The following is a 20,599-nucleotide window of genomic DNA, read 5'->3' as shown; positions in this document are numbered from 1 at the left end:
GGCGGGGGGGGGCGTTACCCCCGGGGGGGCTGGGGCGTCGGTGGGGGCGGCCGCCCCAACCCCCGCCGCAGGTCCCCGGGGGGGGGGGGGGGCCCCCGCCCCCCCCCCCCACGGCCGTCCCGAGAGGTGCAGCACCACATGGCAGGTCACATCCAGGACCGTTGGTTCAAGGTCGAGCAGGACGCCGATGGCAAGGTCAAGCGCGTCAAGAGTGATCGCTTTGGCAGCGGCATGCGCTACCGGGCCCGGTACGTCGGCCCGGACGGTACGGAGAAGTCCAAGAGCTTCCCCGACAAGCAGAAGCGACTCGCGGAACAGTGGCTCACGAGCATCGAAGCGGACATGGCCAGGGGGGAGTTCATTGACCCGCAGGTCGCCCGCACCACCTTTCAGCAGTACGCCGAACGTTGGGTCGCCGCCCAGACCACGGACGTCGCCACACGCACCGGAGCCGAGTCGCGGATCAGGCTCCACGCGTACCCCCACATCGGCGCCCGTCCGCTCGGCTCGTTCCAGCCGGAGCACATCCGGGAATGGCTGAGGAAGTTGGAGGATGCAGGTCTGGCCGCCTCCACGCGCCGGACCATCTACGCCAACGTGTCCGCCGTTTTTACGGCCGCCGTGGACGACCGGCTCATCTCCAGGAACCCCTTCCGAGCGGCCTCGGTGAAAGCCCCGACGCTTGTCGCCCGGCGAGTGCGTCCTTGGAGCGTCGACCAGGTGTTCGCGGTGCGTGAGGGGCTTCCCGCCCACTACCGGGCGATGGTCGACGTGGGGGGTGGGTGCGGCCTCCGGCAGGGTGAGATCTTCGGCTTGCCCGTCGATGAAGTCGGCTTCCTCACCGGTTGGGTCCACGTCGGGTATCAGGTGAAGTTGATCGGGGGACGTGCCATCTTCGCTCCGCCGAAGAGGGGAAAGGTCCGCGACGTGCCTCTGCCCGAGCACGTGAGCCGCGCGTTGGCGGCTCAGGTCAAGGCGTTCCCGCCACAGGAGGTCACGCTGCCGTGGGAGACCGTGAACGGCCCACTTGTGACCAAGCGGCTGCTGTTCACCACGGAGGAGGGCAAGGCGGTGGGGAGGCACTACTTCAACACCGCGAGCTGGAAGCCCGCACTCGTGGCCGCTGGAGTCATCCCGGAGCCCGAGGTGGGGGAGAGGCCCCAGGAGTCCCGAGAGGACGGCATGCACGCTCTGAGGCACTTCTACGCCTCCGTCCTGCTCGACGCAGGCGAGAACATCAAGGCGTTGAGCGGGTACCTGGGCCACGTCGACCCCGGGTTCACGCTGCGGACCTACACGCACCTCATGCCGAGCAGCGAGAGCCGCACCCGCAAGGCCGTCGATGACGTCTACCGGGGCCTCGGTGAAGCGCCGGACGGCCCACAGACGGCCCAGGCGGCATGAGGGCGGCCCCCGCCAGCGGTAAAGACGCTGGTGGGGGCTGGTTTAGCTCTAGGGCTGGCCAAGTATAACTAGAACTGGTATCAGTTCTGAGACATCGTCAGGAATCATCAGGGAATCCCCTCCGGGGTTCACCTCCTCGTGAAGGCGGCGGTCATGACCGAGCTTGTGGAGCACGGAAAGCTGTTCATCGGCGGAGAGTTGACCGATCCGCTCGGCGAGGAGGTCATCGAGGTCGTCTCGCCGCACACCGAGCAGGTCATCGGGCGGGTCCCGCACGCCTCCCGGGGCGATGTGGACCGGGCCGTCGCCGCCGCCCGGAAGGCCTTCGACGAGGGCCCCTGGCCCCGGACGACGCTGGCGGAGCGGATCGAGGTCGTCAGCCGGATCAAGGACGCCTTCGCCGTCCGGTACGAGGAGATCGCCCGGTCCATCAGCGCGCAGAACGGCTCCCCGTACTCGTGGTCCGTGCTCGCCCAGGCGCTGGGCGCGATGATGGTCTGGGACTCGGCGATCGCCGTCGCCCGTGACTTCGTGTTCGAGGAGCGGCGCGGCGGTGTGCTCGGACCGCTGCTGGTGCGGCGGGAGCCGGTGGGCGTGGTCGCGGCGGTCGTCCCGTGGAACGTGCCGCAGTTCACCGCCGCCGCCAAGCTGGGTCCCGCGCTGCTCGCGGGCTGCGCGGTGGTCCTCAAGCCGTCGCCGGAGACACCGCTCGACTCGTACCTCCTGGCCGACATCGTGGCGGAGGCGGGACTGCCCGAGGGGGTGCTCAGCATCCTGCCCGCCGACCGGGAGGTCAGCGAGTACCTGGTGGGGCACCCGGGCGTCGACAAGGTGTCGTTCACGGGCTCGGTCGCGGCGGGCCGCCGGGTGATGGAGGTCGCCTCCCGCAACCTCACCCGGGTCACCCTGGAGCTGGGCGGGAAGTCGGCCGCGGTGATCCTGCCGGACGCCGATCTGGACGCGGCGGTCGCCGGGATCGTGCCCGCCGCCTGGATGAACAACGGGCAGGCGTGCGTGGCCCAGACCCGTATCCTCGCCCCCCGCTCCCGGTACGGGGAGGTCGCGGAGGCGCTCGCGGCGGCGGCGGGGGCGCTGGTGGTCGGCGACCCGCTCGACCCGGCGACCCAGGTGGGGCCGCTGGTGGCCGAGCGCCAGCGGCGGCGCTCGCTCGACTACATCCGGATCGGCCAGGAGGAGGGCGCCAAGGTCCTCGCGGGCGGCGGCCGTCCGGCGGGTCTGGAGCGCGGCTGGTACGTGGAGCCGACCCTGTTCGGGGACGTCGACAACTCCATGCGGATCGCCCGCGAGGAGATCTTCGGTCCGGTGATCTGTCTCCTGCCGTACGGGGACGAGGCCGAGGCGCTGCGGCTGGCGAACGACTCCGAGTTCGGGCTGAGCGGCAGCGTCTGGACCGGGGACGTGGAGCACGGCATCGACTTCGCGCGGGGCGTGCGCACCGGCACGTTCAACGTGAACACCTTCAGCCTGGACATGCTGGGACCGTTCGGCGGATACAAGAACTCCGGCGTGGGAAGGGAGTTCGGTCCCGAGGGCTTCGGCGAGTACCTGGAGCACAAGATGGTCCACCTGCCGGCGGGCTACGAGGGCGGCGCGTGATGGGCGACCGCTGGCACGTGGAGGTGGACCGGGGCGTCTGCATCGGCTCCGCCATGTGCGTCAACCACGCCCCGGACGGCTTCCGCCTCGACACGGCCCGCCAGTCCCACCCGCTCACCCCGGAGTCGGACGCGGGCGAACGCCTCCTCGCGGCGGCGGAGGGCTGCCCGGTGGAAGCGATCCTGATCACCCTGAGCACCACGGGGGAGCCGGTGTTCCCCCCGGAGGAGTAGAGGAGTAGGGGACCGCCGGGCCGTCCCCGGCCCGCCGGGCGTCAGGGGCCGTCGGTTCGGGAGGAGGGGTTCAGGAGCGCGGGGTGCGGGTCCCCGCCGCTCCGACGGCCCAGGGACGGCCCAGGGACGGCCCAGGGGCGGGCCGGAAGCGGTCCGGGGGCGGTCCGGAAGCGTTCCCGAAGCGCCCCGTGCGGCCCGAGCGGGCGCCCCGGTGCGCCCCCGCCCCGGACTCACCACCCTCGGACTCACCGCCCCCGGACCGTCCCCGGGGCCGGGTCCTGCGGGGCCGTCAGGGCGATCAGGCGGCAGACCGTCTCGATGTCGATCTTCACCTGGGCGATCGAGGCGCGGCCCGACAGCCAGGTGATCAGGGCCGAGTGCCAGGTGTGCTCGATCACCCGGACGGCCGACAGCTGGGCCGGTGTGGGGTGTTCCGTGCCCATCGCGTCCAGGATGATCGCGGTCGTCAGCCGCGAGACCGTGTCGACCTCCGGGCTCACGCTCCGGTCCGCGAAGGTCAGGGCCCGCACCATCGCGTCGGCGAGCTGCGGTTCGCGCTGGAGCGCCCGGAAGGCCCGCATCAGGGTCTCCGCGACCCGCTCCGCCGGGTCGGCCCCGGCCGGGGGCCGCTTCCGCAGGGTGGTGTGCATGTGCTGGAGCTGGTCCTGCATGGTGGCGACCAGCAGATGGATCTTGGAGGGGAAGTAGCGGTACAGCGTCCCCAGGGCCACCCCGGCGGCCTCGGCGACCTCCCGCATCTGCACGGCGTCGAAGCCGCCCCGCGCCGCGAGCTGCGCGCTGGCGTCGAGGATGCGGCGGCGGCGCGCCTCCTGGCGCTCCGTGAGGGGCGGTGACGCGGGTCTGTGGTCCGCCCTGTGCTCTGCGGTCATGAGGTCCCGTTCCGTGCGGTGGGGAGCGACAGTATGGCGCTGCGGGCGCCGTGGCGCGAATCACCTGTTCCGGCTCTCACCACGGGGCTACCTGCCGGTAGATTCTGTCCTCCTCGAAGGATCGGGAAGTGCGGTGACGACCGGCCCGACGCCCGCACGGACGACTCCGGCGCCCGCACGAACGGCCAAGTCTGTAACTTGTTCTAGATTAGCGCGAGCGGTTACGCTCCGGCGAAACGTACGCTCGAAGGGGGTCGCGCATGACCGCTGAGGCCATGGAGGCACGCCCCCGACAGGGCGTCACGGCCGCCGGTGACGAACCGCTGCGGATCGCTCTCCTCACGTACAAGGGGAACCCCTTCTGCGGAGGCCAGGGCGTCTACGTCCGCCATCTCTCCCGTGAACTCGCCCGTCTCGGCCACAGCGTCGAGGTCATCGGCTCCCAGCCGTACCCCGTCCTCGACGAGGGCGTCCCCCTCACCGAGGTCGCCAGCCTCGACCTCTACCGCTCGCCGGACCCCTTCCGGACCCCGGGCCGCGAGGAGTACCGGGACTGGATCGACGGCCTCGAAGTCGCCACCATGTGGACCGGCGGCTTCCCCGAGCCGCTCACCTTCTCGCTGCGGGCCCGCCGTCTGCTCGCCGCCCGGCGCGGCGACTTCGACGTCGTCCACGACAACCAGACCCTCGGCTACGGGCTCCTCGGCGGCCCCCGCGCCCTCGGCGCCCCGCTGGTCACCACGATCCACCACCCCATCACCGTCGACCGGCGGCTCGACCTCGCCGCCGCCGCCGACTGGAAGCGCCGCGCCTCCGTCCGCCGCTGGTACGGCTTCACCCGGATGCAGAAGCGCGTCGCCCGCAGACTGCCCTCGGTGCTCACCGTCTCAGGGACCTCCCGGCAGGAGATCGTCGAGCACCTCGGCGTCCGCGAGGACCGCGTCCGGGTCGTGCACATCGGCGCCGACACCGACCTCTGGTCGCCCGGTCCGGCCGTCGCCGAGGTGCCCGGACGGATCGTCACCACCTCCAGCGCCGACGTCCCCCTCAAGGGCCTGGTCCATCTGATCGAGGCGCTCGCCAAGCTCCGCACCGAGCGCCCCGACGCGCACCTCGTCGTCGTCGGCAAGCGCGCCGAGGACGGCCCGGTCGCCACCGCGATCGAGCGGTACGGGCTCGACGGCGCCGTGGAGTTCGTCAAGGGCATCAGCGACGCCGAGCTCGTCGACCTCTACCGGTCCGCCCAGGTCGCCTGCGTGCCCTCCCTGTACGAGGGCTTCTCGCTGCCCGCCGCCGAGGGCATGGCCACCGGCACCCCGCTGGTCGCCACCACCGGCGGCGCGATCCCCGAGGTCGCGGGCCCGGACGGCGAGAGCTGCCTCGCGGTGCCGCCCGGCGACGCGGGCGCCCTCGCCGCCGCCCTCGGCCGGGTCCTCGGCGACCCGGAGCTGCGCGCCCGGCTCGGCGCGGCGGGCCGGGAGCGGGTCCTGGAGCGCTTCACCTGGGCCCGCGCCGCACGCGGCACCGCCGAGCTGTACCGGGAGGCGATCGACGCCCGGCGCGCCGGGACGCGCGGAGGCGCCCGGTGACACGGCACCCGGCCCACCGGGAGCGCCCCGCCCACCGGGAGCACCCCACGAGCCGGGAGCACCCCGCGCGCAGGGCGCGGACCGCCGCCCGCCCCCACCGACTTCCCCACCGCGAAAGCAGGACCTCGTGCTGACCGTCGACTTCACCCGCTTCCCGCTCGCCCCCGGCGACCGTGTGCTCGACCTGGGCTGCGGGGCGGGACGGCACGCCTTCGAGTGCTACCGGCGCGGCGCCCGGGTCGTGGCCCTGGACCGGAACCCGGAGGAGATCCGCGAGGTCGCCAAGTGGTTCGCGGCGATGAAGGAGGCCGGGGAGGCGCCCGCCGGGGCGACCGCCACCGCGATGGAGGGCGACGCCCTCAACCTGCCGTTCCCCGACGAGTCCTTCGACGTCGTCATCATCTCCGAGGTCATGGAGCACATCCCGGACGACAAGGGCGTGCTCGCCGAGATGGTCCGCGTCCTCAAGCCGGGCGGCCGGATCGCGGTCACCGTGCCCCGCTACGGCCCGGAGAAGGTCTGCTGGACGCTCTCCGACGCGTACCACGAGGTCGAGGGCGGCCACATCCGCATCTACAAGGCGGACGAACTCCTCGGCAAGATCCGCCAGGCCGGTCTGAGGCCGTACGGCACCCACCACGCGCACGCGCTGCACTCGCCGTACTGGTGGCTGAAGTGCGCCTTCGGCGTCGACAACGACAAGGCCCTGCCGGTCCGCGCCTACCACAAGCTCCTGGTCTGGGACATCATGAAGAAGCCCGCCGTGACCCGGGTCGCCGAGCAGCTGCTCAACCCGGTCGTCGGCAAGAGCTTCGTGGCGTACGCGACCAAGCCCCACCTGCCCGAGGCCGACACCCAGTGACCTCTCCCGAGCGGATCGCGGAACACCTCGTCCTGCCCGGGGTGCTCACCGCCGAGCAGGCGGCGCAGACCGTCGCCGGGATACTCGCCGTGCAGCGCGAGGACGGCGCCATCCCCTGGTTCCGGGGCCACCACCTCGACCCCTGGGACCACACCGAGGCCGCGATGGCGCTGGACACGGCCGGTGAGCACGAGGCTGCCGCCCGCGCCTACGACTGGCTGGCACGGCACCAGAACGGCGACGGCTCCTGGTACGCGGCCTACCGCGACGGCGCCGCCGACGACGTCACCGACCACGGCCGGGAGGCCAACTTCACCGCCTACCTGGCGGTCGGCGTCTGGCACCACTACCTCACCACCGGCGACGACGTCTTCCTCGACCGGATGTGGCCCGCCGTCTACGCGGCCGTCGACTTCGTCCTCGGGCTCCAGCAGCCCGGCGGCCAGATCGGCTGGAAGCGCGAGCCCGACGGCACACCGGTGAACGACGCCCTCCTGACCGGTAGTTCGTCGATCCACCAGGCCCTGCGCTGCGCCCTGGCCATCGCGGAGGCCCGCGAGGAGCCGCAGCCCGACTGGGAGCTGGCGGCGGGCGCCCTCGGGCACGCGATCCGGCGCCACCCGGAACGGTTCCTCGACAAGTCCCGCTACTCGATGGACTGGTACTACCCGGTTCTGGGCGGCGCGGTCACCGGGGCTGACGCGAAGGCCCGGATCGACGCCTCCTGGGACGCCTTCGTGGTCCCGGGCCTCGGCGTGCGCTGTGTCGTCCCGAACCCGTGGGTGACCGGCGGCGAGAGCTGCGAACTGGCCCTCGCGCTCTGGATGACGGGCGAGTCCGACCGGGCGCTCACGATCCTCCAGGACATCCAGCACCTGCGTGCCGCGAACGGCCTGTACTGGACGGGGTACGTCTTCGAGGGCGACGGGGACAGCGCCCCGGCGATGTGGCCGGAGGAGCAGACCAGCTGGACGGCGGGCTCCCTGCTGCTCGCGGTCTCGGCCCTCGGCGGCGAACAGGCCACGGTCGCGGTCTTCGGCGGCGAGCACCTGCCGACGGGCCTCGAACCGGACTGCTGCGGCTGACCCGCCGACGCGCGCGAGGGGCGCCCCGGTCCGCGCCGCGCGGCCCGGGGCGCCCCTCCGCGCGTCAGCGGCTGGTGGGGACGTACGGGTAGCAGGCCGCGTAGTTCCCGTACTGGTACCGCATGATCAGGTCCCCCGTCCTCGGCCCGACGACCCCGTCGGCCTCCGAGGCGCCCAGCAGGTGGTACTGCACGTACCGGACGGCCTCGTCGGTCTCGGGTCCGAAGGAGCCGTCGACGCCGATCAGGTCGTGCTGGGTGGCGAAGCGGTCCGAGATGATCGAGTTGACGCCCTGCTGGACGCACCGCACGGCGGCGGACGAGTTGCCCCGGCCGGAGCCGATGTAGGCGGCGCCGGGCTGGGCCTGGGCCGGTCCCGAGGCGGCGAGGGCGGCGAGGACGGCGGCTCCGAGGGCGGCACCGGCACGGGAGGCGGTCTTCATGGGGGCTCCTGGGTGAGGTGGGTTCCGGGAGGGCGGTGCGGCACCGGCGGCGGGCGGCCGGACGGGCCCGATGCTAGGGCCTGTCTGACAATTCCCGCCTGCCGCGCGACGCCATGCACGCACTCTCGCCGCACCGGCCCCAGACCCACGTACATCCAGTACGCGGGCCTGGGGCAGGCACGCCGAGAGCACGCACCTGACGCCGCGCGGCCGCCCTGCGGGCGACGCCGCGAATTGTCAGACAGGCCCTAGGGCGGACCCCCTCCGTACGGGTGTCCCGGCCGTCTCCGGGACGTCCCGGAAGCGTGCCGGGCGAGGCGGCGGCCCGCCTGGCCGGACCCCGGGCCCGTTCGGCGGCGTCCCGGTGGCGGTGGTCCGGTGCCCGGGTGAGGCTGGCGGGACCGTCGTCAGGAGGATCTGCCGTGCCCGGAACCGTGTCCCGTGGGGTGGCGGCGCTGCTGCTGTCCTGCTCCCTGCTCATCACCACCGCCGGCTGCGGCGGGAACGACACCCAGAACACCCAGAGCGCCCAGAGCGTCCAGAACGCGGACGCCGCCGCGACCGCGTCCCCGTCGGCCTCGGCGAGCTTCGAGCAGCAGAAGCTGGCGAAGACCCGGTTCGTGGCCAACGCGGGTCTCGCGGCGGGCGCCGCCTACCAGTGGATCGTGAAGCCGTACCGGGCGGGCAAGTTCACCAAGGGCGCGGACGGCCGGACCTTCGCCCTGGTGAAGGCGGGTCTGGCGGGCGCGTTCACCTACAACCGGCTGAAGGCGGCGGTGCACAACGCCCAGGGCGATCCGCTGCTCGCGAAGGCCGTCGCCCCGCTCTCCGCCGGGATCGAGTCGCTGAAGGACCTGGGGACGAAGCTCCGCAAGGGCGACGCGGGCGCGGCGGACGTCGGCTCCTTCGAGAGCGTCATCAACAGCGTGAAGGACGCGGGGAAGAGCGCGGGCGCCGAGGTCGTCGACAAGGTGCCCACCACCTCGCAGCTGAGCGGCGGCTCCTAGACCGTCCCTTTCGGGTCCGTCTCTTTCTGGTCCGGCCCGCCCCACGAGGGACGGCCCGGCACCGCGTCCCCCGTCGTGATGGCGGAGGACGCGGTGCCGGGCCGTTACGACGTCCGGAGCCGTTACGACGTCCGGAGCCGTTGAGACGGCCGGGCCGCTACGACATCCGGAGTCGTCGTGACGTCCACGCCGTCACGACGGGCGCGTCAGGCCCCAGGTCTGGAGGACGTAGGGGCGGCCCTTCTCCTCCCCCTCGATCAGCGGTACGTCGAGCAGGTGGAAGCCGGACGCGACGGCCACGGCGACGCTCGGGGCGTTCTCGGCCTCCAGTTCCAGGATCACCTGGTCCACGCCCAGTTCCTCGAAGGCGTGGGCGGCCATCACCCGTACCGCCCGTGCGGCCAGCGCCTGGCCCCGGTGCGCCGGGCCGACCGCGTAGCCGAGCTCCGTGCCCTCGGGGGCCCGCCGCAGCATCGCCTCGCCGAGCGGGGCGCCGCCGTCGACGGTGATGGCGAGGACGACGGCCGTGCCCTCGGCCCGCAGCCGCCGGGCCCGGTCGAGCCGCGCGCGGGCGGCCTCCGCGTCGAAGGGGGAGGCGATCGGTGTCCAGTACGCGATGTCGGGGTGGTCGAAGAGGTCCGGCATCGCGGCCAGGTCGCTCTCCGTCCAGTCCCGCAGGACGAGCCCCTCACCGCTGAGCTCGATCCGGTCGGGAAAGGGCGGGGTCGTGCTGCTCATGGGGTGGATCCTCCCTGGTCCGTGGGACAAGGAGCCTAGCCGGGAGGTCCACCGCGCGGGCGCGGGGCCCCCGCCCGCCCCGCCCGGACAGCGGGCCTACGCGTTGAGTTCCGCGAGGAGCCGGAGCGTGGCCGGGTCCGGGGAGGTGACGAGGAGGTCGGTCACCGGGCCCCGCCGCCAGGATTCCAGCCGGGCGGCGATCCGCTTCCGGGGGCCGGTCAGCGAGATCTCGTCCGCGAAGGCGTCGGGCACGGCCAGGACGGCCTCCTCGCGCCGCCCGGCGGCGAACAGTTCCTGGACGCGCCGGGCCTCCTTCTCGTACCCCATCCGTCCCATCAGGTCGGCGTGGAAGTTGCGGGTCGCGTGGCCCATGCCGCCGATGTAGAAGCCGAGCATGGCCTTGACCGGGAGCAGTCCGGCCGCCACGTCCTCGCAGAGGTGGGCCCGGACCATGGGGGCGACGAGGAAGCCCTCGGGCAGCCGCTCGGGGAGCGCGTACACCTCGGCCCAGCGGTCGGGGGTCCAGTAGAGCGGCAGCCAGCCGTCGGCGACGGCGAGGGTCTGCGCGATGTTCTTGGGGCCCTCGGCGCCGAGGAGGACCGGCAGGTCGGCCCGGAGCGGGTGGGTGATCGGCTTGAGGGGCTTGCCGAGCCCGGTGCCGTCGGGGCCGGTGTACGGGTGGGAGTGGTGGCGCCCGTCGAGCCGTACGGGCCCCTCGCGGCGGAGCACCTGCCGGACGACGTCCACGTACTCGCGGGTGGCGGTGAGCGGGGAGCGCGGGAAGGGCCGCCCGTACCAGCCCTCGACGACCTGCGGTCCGGAGAGGCCGAGGCCGAGCAGGACGCGCCCGCCGGAGAGGTGGTCGAGGGTGAGGGCGTGCATGGCGGTGGTGGTGGGGGAGCGGGCGGCCATCTGGGCGACGGCGGTGCCGAGCCGGATGCGGCTGGTGTGGGCGGCGATCCAGGTCAGGGCGGTGAAGGCGTCGGAGCCCCAGGCCTCGGCGGTCCACACGGAGTCGTAGCCGAGCCGTTCGGCCTCGCGGGCGAGGTCGAGGTGGGCGGGGGAGGGGCCGCGGCCCCAGTAGCCGAGGGCGAGTCCGAGCCGCATGTCCCGCGTCCTTTCTGACGTACCGTCAGGTATGGCGGGACTGTACGCCAACGGCCCCCCGCCCGGAAGGGATTCCGGTGCGGAGGGCCGTGGAGGGAACGGCGGGCGCGGGGTCAGCCGCGCTGGATGCCCGTGGTGTCCTGGAGGACGCCCCGGCGTCCGTCCTGCGTCTGCGCGACCAGGGCCGCACCGCGCTGCTCGACCGCCAGGTACCAGGTGCCGGGGGCCAGCTCCGCGATCTGCGCCGACGAACCGTCCTCCGCGTACAGCGGGCGGGCCACCGGGACGGCGAACCAGAACGGCGAGAACTCCGACGCGGGCTGCGCCGCCGGGGCCTGCGGCTCCGGCTGGTGCGCCTGCGGGGCACCGCCCTGCGCGCCGAACGGCTGGCCCGCACCCTGCGGGGGCTGACCGTACTGCGCGCCCGGGTAGCCGTAGCCGCCACCGGCGACGCCCTGCTGCCCCTGCTGTCCCGGCTGCACCCCGTACGGCTGCGGGGTCTGCGGCGCGGGCGCGCCCAGGAGCGGCGCCTTGAGCGCGGGGACCAGCGGACCGGCGACGGCGGCGGCGGCCAGGACGAGGGCGGCGATCACGCCGAGGATCAGACCGGCGCCCGCGTTCACGGCCTCGAAGATCCACATGAGCAGGGTCCACGCGCAGGCGATGGTGAACGCGGCGCCGACCTGGCCCAGCTCCAGGCCCGCGACCTTGCGCGGCTGCGGGAGGCTGTGGGAGAGGACGACGAGCACGGCGCCCACGATGCCGAGGAGGAAGGTGCCCCAGCCGAGCTGAGAGAGCTCCCACGAGTTGGGGTTGTAGGCCCGGTCGCACACGGCGGCGGAGGCGTCACAGCCGGAGATGCCGAGGAACGAGGCGATGAACAGCACCACCGCCGCGCCGATCAGCACGCCATCGCCTCGGGTGAGGGAGCGGATATTCACGTAAGAGTCCTTCGTCGGGTCGTCGTCGCGTCGGAGTGGCGCTCATGGTCGCGGCACGGGGGGCCATCGTACGGAGCGAATCTATCGCTCGTCCGTCCTACCCCTGGAGGTAGGTGGAGATGCCGTCCGAGATGCCCTGTGCCGCCTTCTGCCGCCACGCGGCCGAGGTGAGCAGCCGCGCGTCCTCGGGATCACGCATGTTGCCGCATTCGACGAAGACTTTGGGGACGGTCGACAGATTGAGCCCGCCGAGATCGCTCCGGACGTCCAACCCGGTACCGGAACCGAGGTAGTTGGCGGGTGAGGTGCCGGTCGCGCGGCGGAAGCGGTCGGCGATCCGCTCGCCGAGCGCGCGGGACGGCCCGACGATCGCCGTGGTGTCGGCGGAGCCGCCGCGCACCCGGGCGGGCAGGATCACGTGGTAGCCGCGGTGGCCGACGGCCGAGCCGTCCGCGTGGACGGAGACGACGGCATCGGCGCGGGCCGCGTTCCCGATCCGGGCGCGTTCGTCGATGCAGGGGCCCCAGGGGCGGTCGGCGTCGTGGGTGAGGACGACCTTGGCCCCGCGCGCGGTGAGCAGGGCGCGGAGCCGGTGGGTGACGTCGAGGGTGAAGGACGCCTCCGTGTATCCGGCGTTGGTGGAGGTCCCGGTGGTGTCACATTCCTTACGGGTCGTCCCGATGTCGACCTTCCGGTTGATCTCGCGGGAGTGGCGGAAGTTCCCGGAGTTGTGGCCGGGGTCGATGACGACGGTCTTCCCGGAGAGCGGGAGGCGTCCCCGGGCGGTCGGCTGCGTCGAGCCGGGCGGGCGGCCGTCGGCGACGGGTGGCCGGGGCGCGGCGGCGCTCTCCTGCCGGGTCGCCGGGGACGTTCCGCTCGACGGCGCGGCCTGCGAGGTGGCGCCGCATCCGGCGAGCACGGCGCAGCAGCCCGTGACGGCGAGCGCGAGGGCGGGGCGGCGGGTCTTCCGGTGGTCGTACGGCACCCGGCGACTCTAGCCCCGCCGACGACCGGGCGCGGGGAACGCGCCTGGAGCGCCGGGCGGCCCCCGGCGCCTCAGCTGGCCGCCGGACGCCCCGCCTCGATGGCGCCGTCCCACGACTCGGGCGGAGACCGGCCGGTGCCGCCCGACAGGCCCCGAGCCCCCCGCGCACGAGCCCGTCGCCGCCCGTCGGGGAAGTGCGCTGCCCGACGGGGGAGTGCGGGGAGCGCAGGGAGCGCCCGGAGCGCCCGGAGTGCCGGAAGCGCCGGGAGTACCGGGAGCGCCCCGGCGCGGCGAGCGGCCCCCGTCACCCCGACGGTCCGCCCCCTCCGGACGGCGTCCGCGCGCCCGATTGGCTGGATCAACTCCGTTACCCGTCAGGCAAGTTGTCATCGAACCTATGTGCGGGGCGTCCCAAAGGTCCTGTACGGCGGTGAATGCGGCGGCACTCGGGTCGCAGCTTTGTCACCGGCTTCCCGGATCGGTGGACGCGTGTCCCGGGACCGTGAAGGGTAGATGTCGAGAGGCGACGGTGGGGTGCCACCGCGCATGGACCCACGAGGGGGAACCACGGTGGGCGAAGACCCGAACGACGCACGTCCCGAGCCGTCCGACAGACCGCCGGGCGGCGCCGGATTAGAGAAGAACCCCACGGGGACGCCGGGTGCCGGGGCCCCCGGCACTCCCGTGTCCGCGCACAACCCGCCGCCCGGCGGAACCCCCGGGCGGCCTCCCGCTCCCTGGGAAGCCCCGACCCCGCCCACCCCGCCCGCCGCGTCGGCCCCACCGGCCCCGCCCACCGCCTCCGCGCCCGGCTCCGGCCCCACCGGCACGCCTTCCGGCCCGCCCGCCGGTCCGGGAGACACCGCCGGGCACGCGGCCGGACACCCGCCCGTCCCCGCCATGGCCGGTGCGGGCGGAGGAACCCCTCCTCCGCCGCCCGCACCGCCGGGGTTCGGCCCGCCCGGCTACGGCCCGCCCCCCGGTTCCGGCCCGCCGCCCGCCGCCCCGCGCGGCCCGGCGAACGCGGCGCAGGCCGTCGCCGTCGGCCTCCTCAACCTCTCCTGCCTGGGCCTCGGCTACGTCCTCCTGCGCAACTGGCTGGGCGCCGCCCTCTGCTGGATCGCCACCGCCGCCCTCCTGGTGATCGCGCTCCCCGCCGACGTCGACGGCGTCCCGGCCGGGCTCCTCATCGGATACGGCGTCCTCCTGCTGGCGGCAGCCGCCGACGGCGCCCGGCGCGGGGCGTACGCGACGCTCAGCGTCAGCGACGGGCTCCGCCGTCTCGCCCTCCCGCTCGCCCTGGTGCTGCTCGTGGTGCCTGCGGGCGGCTCCCTGGCGTACGGGGCGGCCCGCGACGAGGCGAAGGAGCAGGCTCTGCTCGACCACCTCGCCGCCGTCGACTGGAAGGTGAAGTCCGCCGACGGCCTCACCTTCGACCGCGCCGAGCCGATCTACCGCACGGCGCTCACCGGCTACCAGGATCTGGCGCTGCGCCACGCGGCCTCCCGGGCGGGAAAGCTCGTCCCCGCGCGCCTGGACACGTACTTCGAGAAGATCTCCGCTCCGTACGCGAAGAAGTCGTACTGCGAGGCGGTCAAGCCGCTCACGTTCCTGCGCGGGCTGCCCGACACCTTCGACAAGGACTTCCTCGGCACCCGGCCCGCGAAGACCGACGAGCCGCTGGCGGATTCGCTGTACGAGTGCGGGATCGGCGCCCTCGGCGTCCGGGAGGCGGAGCCGTCCGCCGGCGAGAGCCTGAACGCCCTGTACGAGACCTTCCCGAAGTCCGCCCAGGTGACGAAGGTGGGACCGGCCGTCAAGGCGGCGCTCAAGGCCAAGGAGTCCGCGCTGGCCGCCGCCGCCTGCGCCACCGTGGACGAGCTGCGCGTGCTCCGCTCCTCCCTCGTCCTCATGAAGGACCCCGCCGTCGCGCCCGACGCGAGCGACGCCACCTCGGCCGTCCAGCGCGGCGAATTCGCCTGCGGCACGACGCAGTTCAGGAACAAGGACTTCGACGACGCCGTCAAGACGATGACCCAGTACGCCAAGGACTACGCGGGCACCCCGGAGGCCGCCCACGCCCGCTCGATCGCCATCGCCGCCGAGATCGCCGAGGAGGAGCCCGAGGCGGGCAAGAAGCTGCCGCCCGCCGACGCGCCCGGCGGCGGGCGGATGGTGATGGTCATCAGCAACGACGGCCCCGGCTCCGTCGAGGTCCTCTACACCGGCCCGATCAGCGGCCGGGTCACCATCAACGCGTGCGGGACCTGCACCAAGTACTACGACGGGATCTTCGTCCCGCGCGGCGGCAAGGTGAAGGCGTGCTCGGGCCCGTCCTCGAAGTACCCGAAGGCGACCCTGCTGCTGCCCGCGGGCAACTACCAGTTCCTCCAGAAGCGTGCCCCCTCGGGCACGTCCTCGACCGGCGACACGAAGTCGAGCAAGACGAAGATCGAGCCGGGGTACAGCTACACCAACTGCCTGTACGTGACGTCCACGTTCTGACCGCGCCCACCTGCTGAGCACGCTCACCCGTGGCGGTGCCGCGCCGGGTCACACCCGGCGCAGCACCCGCAGGGACTCGGTGACGGAGACCTCGTCGAAGTCACCGGACTCCAGCGCCCGCAGATAGATCCGGTACGGCGCCTGGCCGCCGTCCGCCGGGTCCGGGAAGACGTCGTGGATGACGAGCAGGCCCCCGGGGGCGACCTTGGGGGCCCAGCCCTCGTAGTCGTTCCCGGCGTGCTCGTCGGTGTGCCCGCCGTCGATGAACACCAGGCCCAGCTCCCCGGCCCACACCTTCGCGACCTGCGGCGACCGCCCGACCACCGCGATCACGTGGTCCTCAAGACCCGCCTTGCGCAGGGTCCGCCGGAACGTCGGCAGCGTGTCCATCAGCTCCACCTCGGGGTCCACCACCGTCTCGTCGTGGTACTCCCACCCCGGCTGCTGCTCCTCGCTGCCCCGGTGGTGGTCCACGGTGACCGCGACCGTGCCCGCCCGCCGGGCCGCGTCCGCCAGCAGGATCGTGGACCGCCCGCAGTACGTGCCGACCTCCAGCAGCGGCAGCCCGAGCTTCGCGGCCTCCTCGGCCGCCGCGTACAGCGCCAGCCCCTCTCCCACGGGCATGAAGCCCTTCGCACCCTCGAAGGCGGCAAGGATCTCGGGCTCGGGCACGGACATACGGGTCTCCTACTGGCGGGTACGGGCTACGGGCGCCCATCGTGCCCTACGCGTCGCACTCGAACCACACCGTCTTCCCGTCCGCCCGCTCCTCCGTCCCCCAGCGGTCCGTCACCGCCGCCACCAGGAACAGTCCCCGCCCGCCCTCGTCCAGCGGCCCGGCCACCTTCGCCGGTACGGCCCCGGGCACGTCGTCGGCCACCTCGACCCGGAGCCCGTACGGCTCGCGCAGGATCAGGATCGTGCACCGCCGGTCCGGTACGTGCCGGACGACGTTCGCCACCAGTTCCGTGAGGGCCAGCGCGGCGGAGTCGTACACCCGGTCGAGTTCCCAACGCGTGAGGAACAGGCGCAGGATGCGACGCATGTGACGGGCCGAGTGCTCACCCACGGTGAACCCCACCGGGTAGCTCGTGCCAAGCTCCGCAGGGTAGAGGTCTGTTGCGTGATTCATGCCACCAGAGTGGAGGCGTTTCATTACGCTCGGCTACGGAAAGAACGCAACGCCTCACCGCGTGAGCTTGGGGGGTGACCTCGGCATGGTCAACATCCGCAGCCTCGATCCCAGCGCCTCGCCGCTGGACTTCTACGGGTCGGAACTCCGCCGCCTGAGAGAGGAAGCAGGTCTCAGTCAGCAGCAGCTCGGGGACGTCGTGTACTGCACGGGTTCCCTGATCGGACAGATCGAGACGGCCAAGAAGGTCCCGACGAGACGCTTCTCGGAGCAGCTCGACGCGGCACTGATGACGGGCGGCCTCTTCACCCGCATGATCGGCCTGGTCCTCAAGAGCCAGTTACCGACGTGGTTCCAGCCGTACGCGGACATGGAGGCACGGGCCACGTACATCTCCACGTACCAGTCGCAGCTGGTCTACGGGCTGCTCCAGACGGTGGAGTACGCGCGGGCGGTTCTCGGTGCCAGGACCGAGGGAGACCTCGATGTGAAGGTTGCGGCTCGGATCGAGCGGCAGCGGATCCTGGATCGAGAGACACCGCCGCTGCTCTGGGTCGTGTTGAGTGAGGCCGTACTCCGGCAGGAAATCGGTGGCCGGGAGGTCATGCGGAACCAACTCCGTCACTTGTTGGCGCTGCAGGAACGGGAGTGGGTGAAGATTCAGATCCTGCCGTTCGAGGTCGGGGCGCACGCGGGGCTTATGGGCTCGTTCACCCTGTTGCGCTTCGAGGACGATCCTGATCTGGTCTATACGGAGGACTTCGTGCAAGGGCATATGACTGCCAATCCGGCTGCCTTCCGCGAGGGTTCGCTCCGTTACGATCACATCAGGGCCGCTGCCCTCTCTGTGGAGGACTCGGTCGCACTGATCGCCCGCATCATGGAGGAACACTATGGGGACCAACCTGAACCTGACGGGCGAGAGTTGGCGTAAGTCCTCGTACAGCGGCGACACCGGCGGCGAGTGCATCGAATGCGCCCCGCTCGGCGCAGCCGCATGGCGCAAGTCGTCGTTCAGCGGTTCCGACGGCGGCGAATGCGTCGAGGTCGCCGACCTCACCGCGCACATTGCGGTGCGGGACTCCAAGAATCCGGAAGGCCCGGCCTTCCTGGCTTCACCGGTGGCGTTCACGGCGTTCGTGAGTGCCGCCGCAGAGGGGCGCGTCGGCCACTGAGACCGTGGCGACCCTCGTAGGGACCGTGATCCTCGCACTCGCCCTCCCGGCGTGGGCGGGGATCACTTTCGTGGGGCTGGTACGGACCCGCCGGGAGGGCGGGGGACTGCCCCGGCCGCCCCGCCGCCGCTGGTCGCCCGCGCGGAAGTGCGCGTGGCTGGCGGTGTCGGCGTTCGTGGCGGGCGGGGTGCTGCACCTGTACGGCATGTCGTATCTGCCGTTCCTCTTCCCGGAGGACGCGTGCTGGTTCGGGGCGGGAGTGAAGGCGTACCCGGACTCCAGCGGGACGCTCCCGGTGAGCCTGGTGTGCCGGGGCAGGGAGATCGTCCCGTGGTGGGTGAACCCGGGACTGCTGGCGCTCGCGGTGACGGGCACGACGGCGACCGCCGCGTCCGTCACCCTGGCGGTACGGGCCCGAGGTCAGAAGACGGTGCCGGGCGCGTAGTCGTAGGAGTAGACCCTGCCGCGGGGCTGGAAGGGGACCTTCCAGTCGCCGGTGCCCCGGTAGACGAAGGTCTCGCGGCTCTGGGAGGTGACGCCCACGAGGTCGGGCCGGCCGTCGTGGTCGGCGTCGCCGAAGCCCAGGAGGTCGCCGTAGACGTTCCAGCCGTGCCCGGTCCTGACGCGGGGGGCGAAGGGCGCGGAGACGTTGCCCGTGCCCGGGTACATCCAGAGGACGCCGGACCTGTCGGTGGCGACCAGGTCGGGGAGACCGTCGCCGGTCAGGTCGCTGCCCCCGGTGAGCTGCGCGTAGACCTGCCAGCCGCCGCCGACCCTCACGCGGGGCGCGAAGGCGGTCCCGGTGCCCGGGTGCAGCCAGAGGACGCCGGACCGGTCGCGGGTGACGGCGTCGCCGCGCCGGTCGCCCGTGACGTCGCCGGGGGCCAGGAGTTCGTCGTACACGTCCCAGCCCTCGGCGATCGGCTTCTCGATGATCAGGGGCCACGAGCCCAGGGGGATGCTCGTGTGGAGGCGGTAGAGCGTGCCGGAGCCCAGCCGTGCCAGCAGGTCCGGGGCGCCGTCGTCGTCGAAGTCGTGCGGCTCGGGGTCGCGGACGACGGTGAAGGCACCGGTCTTCTCCACGGCGGGACCGATGCCGTCGCGGGGCTCCGCCGTGATGCGCCAGGTGTACGCGCCGTTGGGTGCGGGTACGCCGTCGCCGTAACTGCTCTGCCAGTTCCAGAACTTGGTGTACACGCCGTCCCAGGGGAAGCCGACGACGGCCCCCTCGAAGTGGCCCACTTCGGCCTTCCACGTCTTCTGCGACGCGGTGTGCACCAGCTCGACGCGCACGCGCGTCGTGTACTTGCTGAACTTCCATCTCAGCATGATCGGTTCGGTCGGGCGGCTGAGGTCGATCGTGTCGGGGACGTCGTGGCCCTTCAGCTCCAGCGCGGTGGGCTGGCCGGTGGAGGCGATGAGGGCCACGGTCGGCCGGGCGCCGTCGGCGCCGGGGGAGATCCGGTAGAGGCCCTCGCCGTGTTCGAGCGTCCCGCCCCGGACCACCTGGGTACCGCCGGGCGCGATGGCCGCGTTCAGCGTGTGCTCCAGGAGCTTGACCGTCTCGCCGGTGGCCAGGGACCGCGCGTACAGGGCGTACTCGGGGCGTGCGGGCCCGGTCATCTCGGGCCTGGACTGCCGGTGGGTCCACCAGTCGCCGATGAGATCGGGGACGACGGCCTCCTTGGTCCCCATGTCGTGGCGCACGGTCTCGCCGGAGCCCCGCCGGGTCAGGGCGATCTTCGTCGTGGCGCCCTCGCGCTCCTCGGACCAGGCGATGTGGGTCGCCGACAGGGCGGGGAGCCTGGCGCCCTCGGCGGTCTCGTACTCCTCGACGACCTTGTGGGCCGCGAGGTCCACGACGGCCGCGCGATATCGCTGGACCCCGTCTACGGTGGTCGAGAACAGGGCCAGGGCGGTGCCGGGCGAGTCCACCTTGACCTGGATGAGGAAGGCGTCGTCGGGCAGACCCGTGACCGTGTGGTCGAACGGGACGCCCTCCCGCTTGCCGACGACGTGGAGGACCGTGCCACCGGTCGGGCCGGGCTCCTTGACGAGGAGGCCGGTCGTGGTGAATCCGACGACGGTACGGCCGCTGCCGGGTGGGACGCCGACGATCTCCACCGGGTCGGCGCCGGTCCCCATGTCGTACAGCTTGTGGACACCGCTGCCGTCGTTGTTCGCCACGATGTCCGTGCGTCCGGCGCTCCGGTACGACTTCTCGGGCAGCACCGTCGTGGCGCCGTCCGCGAACCGGGTCCACCGCCAGGTGAGTTGCGGGCCCGACTGGGCGCTCAGGAAGCCGGTCGGGCCGACGCCGACGACCGTGCCGTCGACCGGGAAGGGGACGTTCTGCGGGGGCACGGGGGAGGCCGCCCGCACGGCCGCGTGCGCGGTGACTCGCGCGGACGCCTGTGCGGTCGCCTGTGCGGACGCGGCCGGGACCCCGGTGGCGGGACCGGCCGTGAGGGTCCCGGCCGTCACCGCGAGTGCGGCGGTGGCGGCGAAAGCGAGCCGACGACGGGAGACACGGACACGGATCAAAACGGTGGAACCTCCCGGGCGGCGGGCGTGACGAGACCCGCTACACCCCCAAGACCCCCGACCGCGTCGAAGGGTTGTAAGCCATCGGCCCCCGAATCCAGCCGAGTTGACACCGACGACGAGCGCGGCGCGAGAGCCGCCCCTGCCCAGCCGATCATCCGTACCCGGGCCACGCGCGGGGCCGGTCCGTTGGTGCAGATCGCTCAAGTGATCTGCACCGAAGCCGAGTTGGCGCGCGATGGGTGAGGTGTTCGGCTTTGGATTGGGCGCGCGAAGTGGATGTTCCACCGTCCGGAACCGGATCGCTCCCTTTTCGGACAGTTATGTTCCGATTCGCGTCAGT

At 72.8% G+C, this 20,599-nt stretch carries 20 protein-coding genes; 11 read left to right on the top strand and 9 right to left on the bottom strand.

Going from position 1 to position 20,599, the window contains the following annotated elements; genetic code table 11:
* Nucleotides 1-138: 138 nt before the first annotated feature.
* The 3 genes from ACIRQY_RS10430 (at nucleotide 139) to ACIRQY_RS10420 (ending at nucleotide 3,254) form a co-directional block, all read left to right on the top strand.
* Entirely contained in the window at nucleotides 139-1,404 is a 1,266-nt protein-coding gene (locus ACIRQY_RS10430) for a tyrosine-type recombinase/integrase (RefSeq protein WP_403923547.1), read from the top strand.
* Between the two features lie 153 nt (nucleotides 1,405-1,557).
* Nucleotides 1,558-3,021, top strand: coding sequence for an aldehyde dehydrogenase (locus ACIRQY_RS10425; RefSeq protein WP_403923545.1), 1,464 nt, complete (start codon nucleotides 1,558-1,560; stop codon nucleotides 3,019-3,021).
* On the top strand, nucleotides 3,021-3,254 hold the full coding sequence (locus ACIRQY_RS10420; protein ID WP_351786589.1) for a ferredoxin: 234 nt from the start codon (nucleotides 3,021-3,023) through the stop codon (nucleotides 3,252-3,254). The genes ACIRQY_RS10425 and ACIRQY_RS10420 overlap by 1 nt, the downstream gene beginning before the upstream one ends.
* Nucleotides 3,255-3,499: 245 nt before the next feature.
* On the opposite strand, the gene ACIRQY_RS10415 is transcribed toward ACIRQY_RS10420, so the two are convergent.
* A complete protein-coding gene (locus ACIRQY_RS10415) occupies nucleotides 3,500-4,144 on the bottom strand; it encodes a TetR family transcriptional regulator (RefSeq protein WP_351786402.1) in 645 nt (214 codons plus the stop codon).
* A gap of 260 nt (nucleotides 4,145-4,404) precedes the next feature.
* Between ACIRQY_RS10415 and ACIRQY_RS10410 the strand changes: the two genes are divergently transcribed.
* The 3 genes from ACIRQY_RS10410 (at nucleotide 4,405) to ACIRQY_RS10400 (ending at nucleotide 7,680) form a co-directional block, all read left to right on the top strand.
* On the top strand, nucleotides 4,405-5,733 hold the full coding sequence (locus ACIRQY_RS10410) for a glycosyltransferase family 4 protein (protein ID WP_351786405.1): 1,329 nt from the start codon (nucleotides 4,405-4,407) through the stop codon (nucleotides 5,731-5,733).
* Between the two features lie 127 nt (nucleotides 5,734-5,860).
* Nucleotides 5,861-6,595: a class I SAM-dependent methyltransferase gene (locus ACIRQY_RS10405; protein ID WP_351786407.1), complete on the top strand. Its 735-nt coding sequence runs from the start codon at nucleotides 5,861-5,863 to the stop codon at nucleotides 6,593-6,595.
* Nucleotides 6,592-7,680: a prenyltransferase gene (locus ACIRQY_RS10400; protein WP_403923542.1), complete on the top strand. Its 1,089-nt coding sequence runs from the start codon at nucleotides 6,592-6,594 to the stop codon at nucleotides 7,678-7,680. Before ACIRQY_RS10405 ends, ACIRQY_RS10400 begins: the two co-directional genes overlap by 4 nt.
* 64 nt (nucleotides 7,681-7,744) lie before the next feature.
* Here ACIRQY_RS10400 and ACIRQY_RS10395 read toward each other — a convergent pair whose 3' ends face one another.
* Nucleotides 7,745-8,122, bottom strand: coding sequence for a peptidoglycan-binding protein (locus ACIRQY_RS10395; protein WP_403923540.1), 378 nt, complete (start codon nucleotides 8,120-8,122; stop codon nucleotides 7,745-7,747).
* Nucleotides 8,123-8,544: 422 nt separating this feature from the next.
* Here ACIRQY_RS10395 and ACIRQY_RS10390 point away from each other — a divergent pair, with 422 nt between their 5' ends.
* On the top strand, nucleotides 8,545-9,129 hold the full coding sequence (locus ACIRQY_RS10390; protein WP_351786414.1) for a hypothetical protein: 585 nt from the start codon (nucleotides 8,545-8,547) through the stop codon (nucleotides 9,127-9,129).
* Nucleotides 9,130-9,321: 192 nt separating this feature from the next.
* On the opposite strand, the gene ACIRQY_RS10385 is transcribed toward ACIRQY_RS10390, so the two are convergent.
* The 4 genes from ACIRQY_RS10385 to ACIRQY_RS10370 all read right to left on the bottom strand — a co-directional run bounded on the left by ACIRQY_RS10385 (nucleotide 9,322) and on the right by ACIRQY_RS10370 (nucleotide 12,900).
* Nucleotides 9,322-9,867, bottom strand: a complete 546-nt coding sequence (locus ACIRQY_RS10385) for a GNAT family N-acetyltransferase (RefSeq protein ID WP_403923538.1) — start codon at nucleotides 9,865-9,867, stop codon at nucleotides 9,322-9,324.
* A gap of 96 nt (nucleotides 9,868-9,963) precedes the next feature.
* A complete protein-coding gene (locus ACIRQY_RS10380; RefSeq protein WP_351786419.1) occupies nucleotides 9,964-10,974 on the bottom strand; it encodes an LLM class F420-dependent oxidoreductase in 1,011 nt (336 codons plus the stop codon).
* Nucleotides 10,975-11,087: 113 nt separating this feature from the next.
* Nucleotides 11,088-11,915 carry a hypothetical protein gene (locus ACIRQY_RS10375; RefSeq protein ID WP_403923536.1) on the bottom strand — a complete coding sequence of 276 codons (828 nt, stop codon included), beginning with the start codon at nucleotides 11,913-11,915 and terminating at the stop codon, nucleotides 11,088-11,090.
* 97 nt (nucleotides 11,916-12,012) lie between these two features.
* Nucleotides 12,013-12,900: an N-acetylmuramoyl-L-alanine amidase gene (locus ACIRQY_RS10370; protein ID WP_403923534.1), complete on the bottom strand. Its 888-nt coding sequence runs from the start codon at nucleotides 12,898-12,900 to the stop codon at nucleotides 12,013-12,015.
* Nucleotides 12,901-13,800: 900 nt separating this feature from the next.
* Between ACIRQY_RS10370 and ACIRQY_RS10365 the strand changes: the two genes are divergently transcribed.
* A complete protein-coding gene (locus ACIRQY_RS10365; protein ID WP_403923532.1) occupies nucleotides 13,801-15,405 on the top strand; it encodes a hypothetical protein in 1,605 nt (534 codons plus the stop codon).
* A gap of 48 nt (nucleotides 15,406-15,453) precedes the next feature.
* On the opposite strand, the gene ACIRQY_RS10360 is transcribed toward ACIRQY_RS10365, so the two are convergent.
* Together ACIRQY_RS10360 and ACIRQY_RS10355 are read right to left on the bottom strand one after the other, a co-directional pair.
* Nucleotides 15,454-16,083 (bottom strand): class I SAM-dependent methyltransferase, encoded by a 630-nt coding sequence (locus tag ACIRQY_RS10360; protein ID WP_351786430.1) that lies wholly within the window; start codon nucleotides 16,081-16,083, stop codon nucleotides 15,454-15,456.
* A 46-nt stretch (nucleotides 16,084-16,129) separates the two neighbouring features.
* Nucleotides 16,130-16,537 carry an ATP-binding protein gene (locus ACIRQY_RS10355; RefSeq protein ID WP_403923529.1) on the bottom strand — a complete coding sequence of 136 codons (408 nt, stop codon included), beginning with the start codon at nucleotides 16,535-16,537 and terminating at the stop codon, nucleotides 16,130-16,132.
* An 85-nt stretch (nucleotides 16,538-16,622) separates the two neighbouring features.
* Between ACIRQY_RS10355 and ACIRQY_RS10350 the strand changes: the two genes are divergently transcribed.
* From ACIRQY_RS10350 to ACIRQY_RS10340, 3 genes are read left to right on the top strand one after another with little or no spacing between them, the layout of a single operon-like run.
* Nucleotides 16,623-17,471, top strand: coding sequence for a Scr1 family TA system antitoxin-like transcriptional regulator (locus tag ACIRQY_RS10350; RefSeq protein ID WP_403923528.1), 849 nt, complete (start codon nucleotides 16,623-16,625; stop codon nucleotides 17,469-17,471).
* Complete coding sequence (locus tag ACIRQY_RS10345) at nucleotides 17,431-17,712, top strand: DUF397 domain-containing protein (protein ID WP_403923526.1); 282 nt, start codon at nucleotides 17,431-17,433, stop codon at nucleotides 17,710-17,712. Before ACIRQY_RS10350 ends, ACIRQY_RS10345 begins: the two co-directional genes overlap by 41 nt.
* Nucleotides 17,713-17,716: 4 nt before the next feature.
* Complete coding sequence (locus tag ACIRQY_RS10340) at nucleotides 17,717-18,157, top strand: hypothetical protein (RefSeq protein ID WP_403923524.1); 441 nt, start codon at nucleotides 17,717-17,719, stop codon at nucleotides 18,155-18,157.
* Here the strand turns inward: ACIRQY_RS10340 and ACIRQY_RS10335 are convergent.
* Complete coding sequence (locus ACIRQY_RS10335; RefSeq protein WP_403923522.1) at nucleotides 18,133-20,256, bottom strand: FG-GAP repeat domain-containing protein; 2,124 nt, start codon at nucleotides 20,254-20,256, stop codon at nucleotides 18,133-18,135. The genes ACIRQY_RS10340 and ACIRQY_RS10335 overlap by 25 nt on opposite strands.
* Nucleotides 20,257-20,599: the final 343 nt, after the last annotated feature.

The organism is Streptomyces sp. NPDC101490, from assembly GCF_044767145.1.
Lineage (GTDB): Bacteria > Actinomycetota > Actinomycetes > Streptomycetales > Streptomycetaceae > Streptomyces.
The sequence above is the reverse complement of the archived record's forward strand: the minus strand, read 5'-3'. Positions and strand labels throughout refer to the sequence as shown.

Excerpts from the sequence above, each read along its gene's own strand:
- ACIRQY_RS10430 (WP_403923547.1), top strand. The coding sequence starts at position 139 with ATGGCAGGTCACATCCAGGACCGTTGGTTCAAGGTCGAGCAGGACGCC.
- ACIRQY_RS10425 (WP_403923545.1), top strand. The coding sequence starts at position 1,558 with ATGACCGAGCTTGTGGAGCACGGAAAGCTGTTCATCGGCGGAGAGTTG.
- ACIRQY_RS10420 (WP_351786589.1), top strand. The coding sequence starts at position 3,021 with ATGGGCGACCGCTGGCACGTGGAGGTGGACCGGGGCGTCTGCATCGGC.
- ACIRQY_RS10415 (WP_351786402.1), bottom strand. The coding sequence starts at position 4,144 with ATGACCGCAGAGCACAGGGCGGACCACAGACCCGCGTCACCGCCCCTC.
- ACIRQY_RS10410 (WP_351786405.1), top strand. The coding sequence starts at position 4,405 with ATGACCGCTGAGGCCATGGAGGCACGCCCCCGACAGGGCGTCACGGCC.
- ACIRQY_RS10395 (WP_403923540.1), bottom strand. The coding sequence starts at position 8,122 with ATGAAGACCGCCTCCCGTGCCGGTGCCGCCCTCGGAGCCGCCGTCCTC.
- ACIRQY_RS10385 (WP_403923538.1), bottom strand. The coding sequence starts at position 9,867 with ATGAGCAGCACGACCCCGCCCTTTCCCGACCGGATCGAGCTCAGCGGT.
- ACIRQY_RS10380 (WP_351786419.1), bottom strand. The coding sequence starts at position 10,974 with ATGCGGCTCGGACTCGCCCTCGGCTACTGGGGCCGCGGCCCCTCCCCC.
- ACIRQY_RS10365 (WP_403923532.1), top strand. The coding sequence starts at position 13,801 with ATGGCCGGTGCGGGCGGAGGAACCCCTCCTCCGCCGCCCGCACCGCCG.
- ACIRQY_RS10360 (WP_351786430.1), bottom strand. The coding sequence starts at position 16,083 with ATGTCCGTGCCCGAGCCCGAGATCCTTGCCGCCTTCGAGGGTGCGAAG.
- ACIRQY_RS10355 (WP_403923529.1), bottom strand. The coding sequence starts at position 16,537 with ATGAATCACGCAACAGACCTCTACCCTGCGGAGCTTGGCACGAGCTAC.
- ACIRQY_RS10350 (WP_403923528.1), top strand. The coding sequence starts at position 16,623 with ATGGTCAACATCCGCAGCCTCGATCCCAGCGCCTCGCCGCTGGACTTC.
- ACIRQY_RS10345 (WP_403923526.1), top strand. The coding sequence starts at position 17,431 with ATGGGGACCAACCTGAACCTGACGGGCGAGAGTTGGCGTAAGTCCTCG.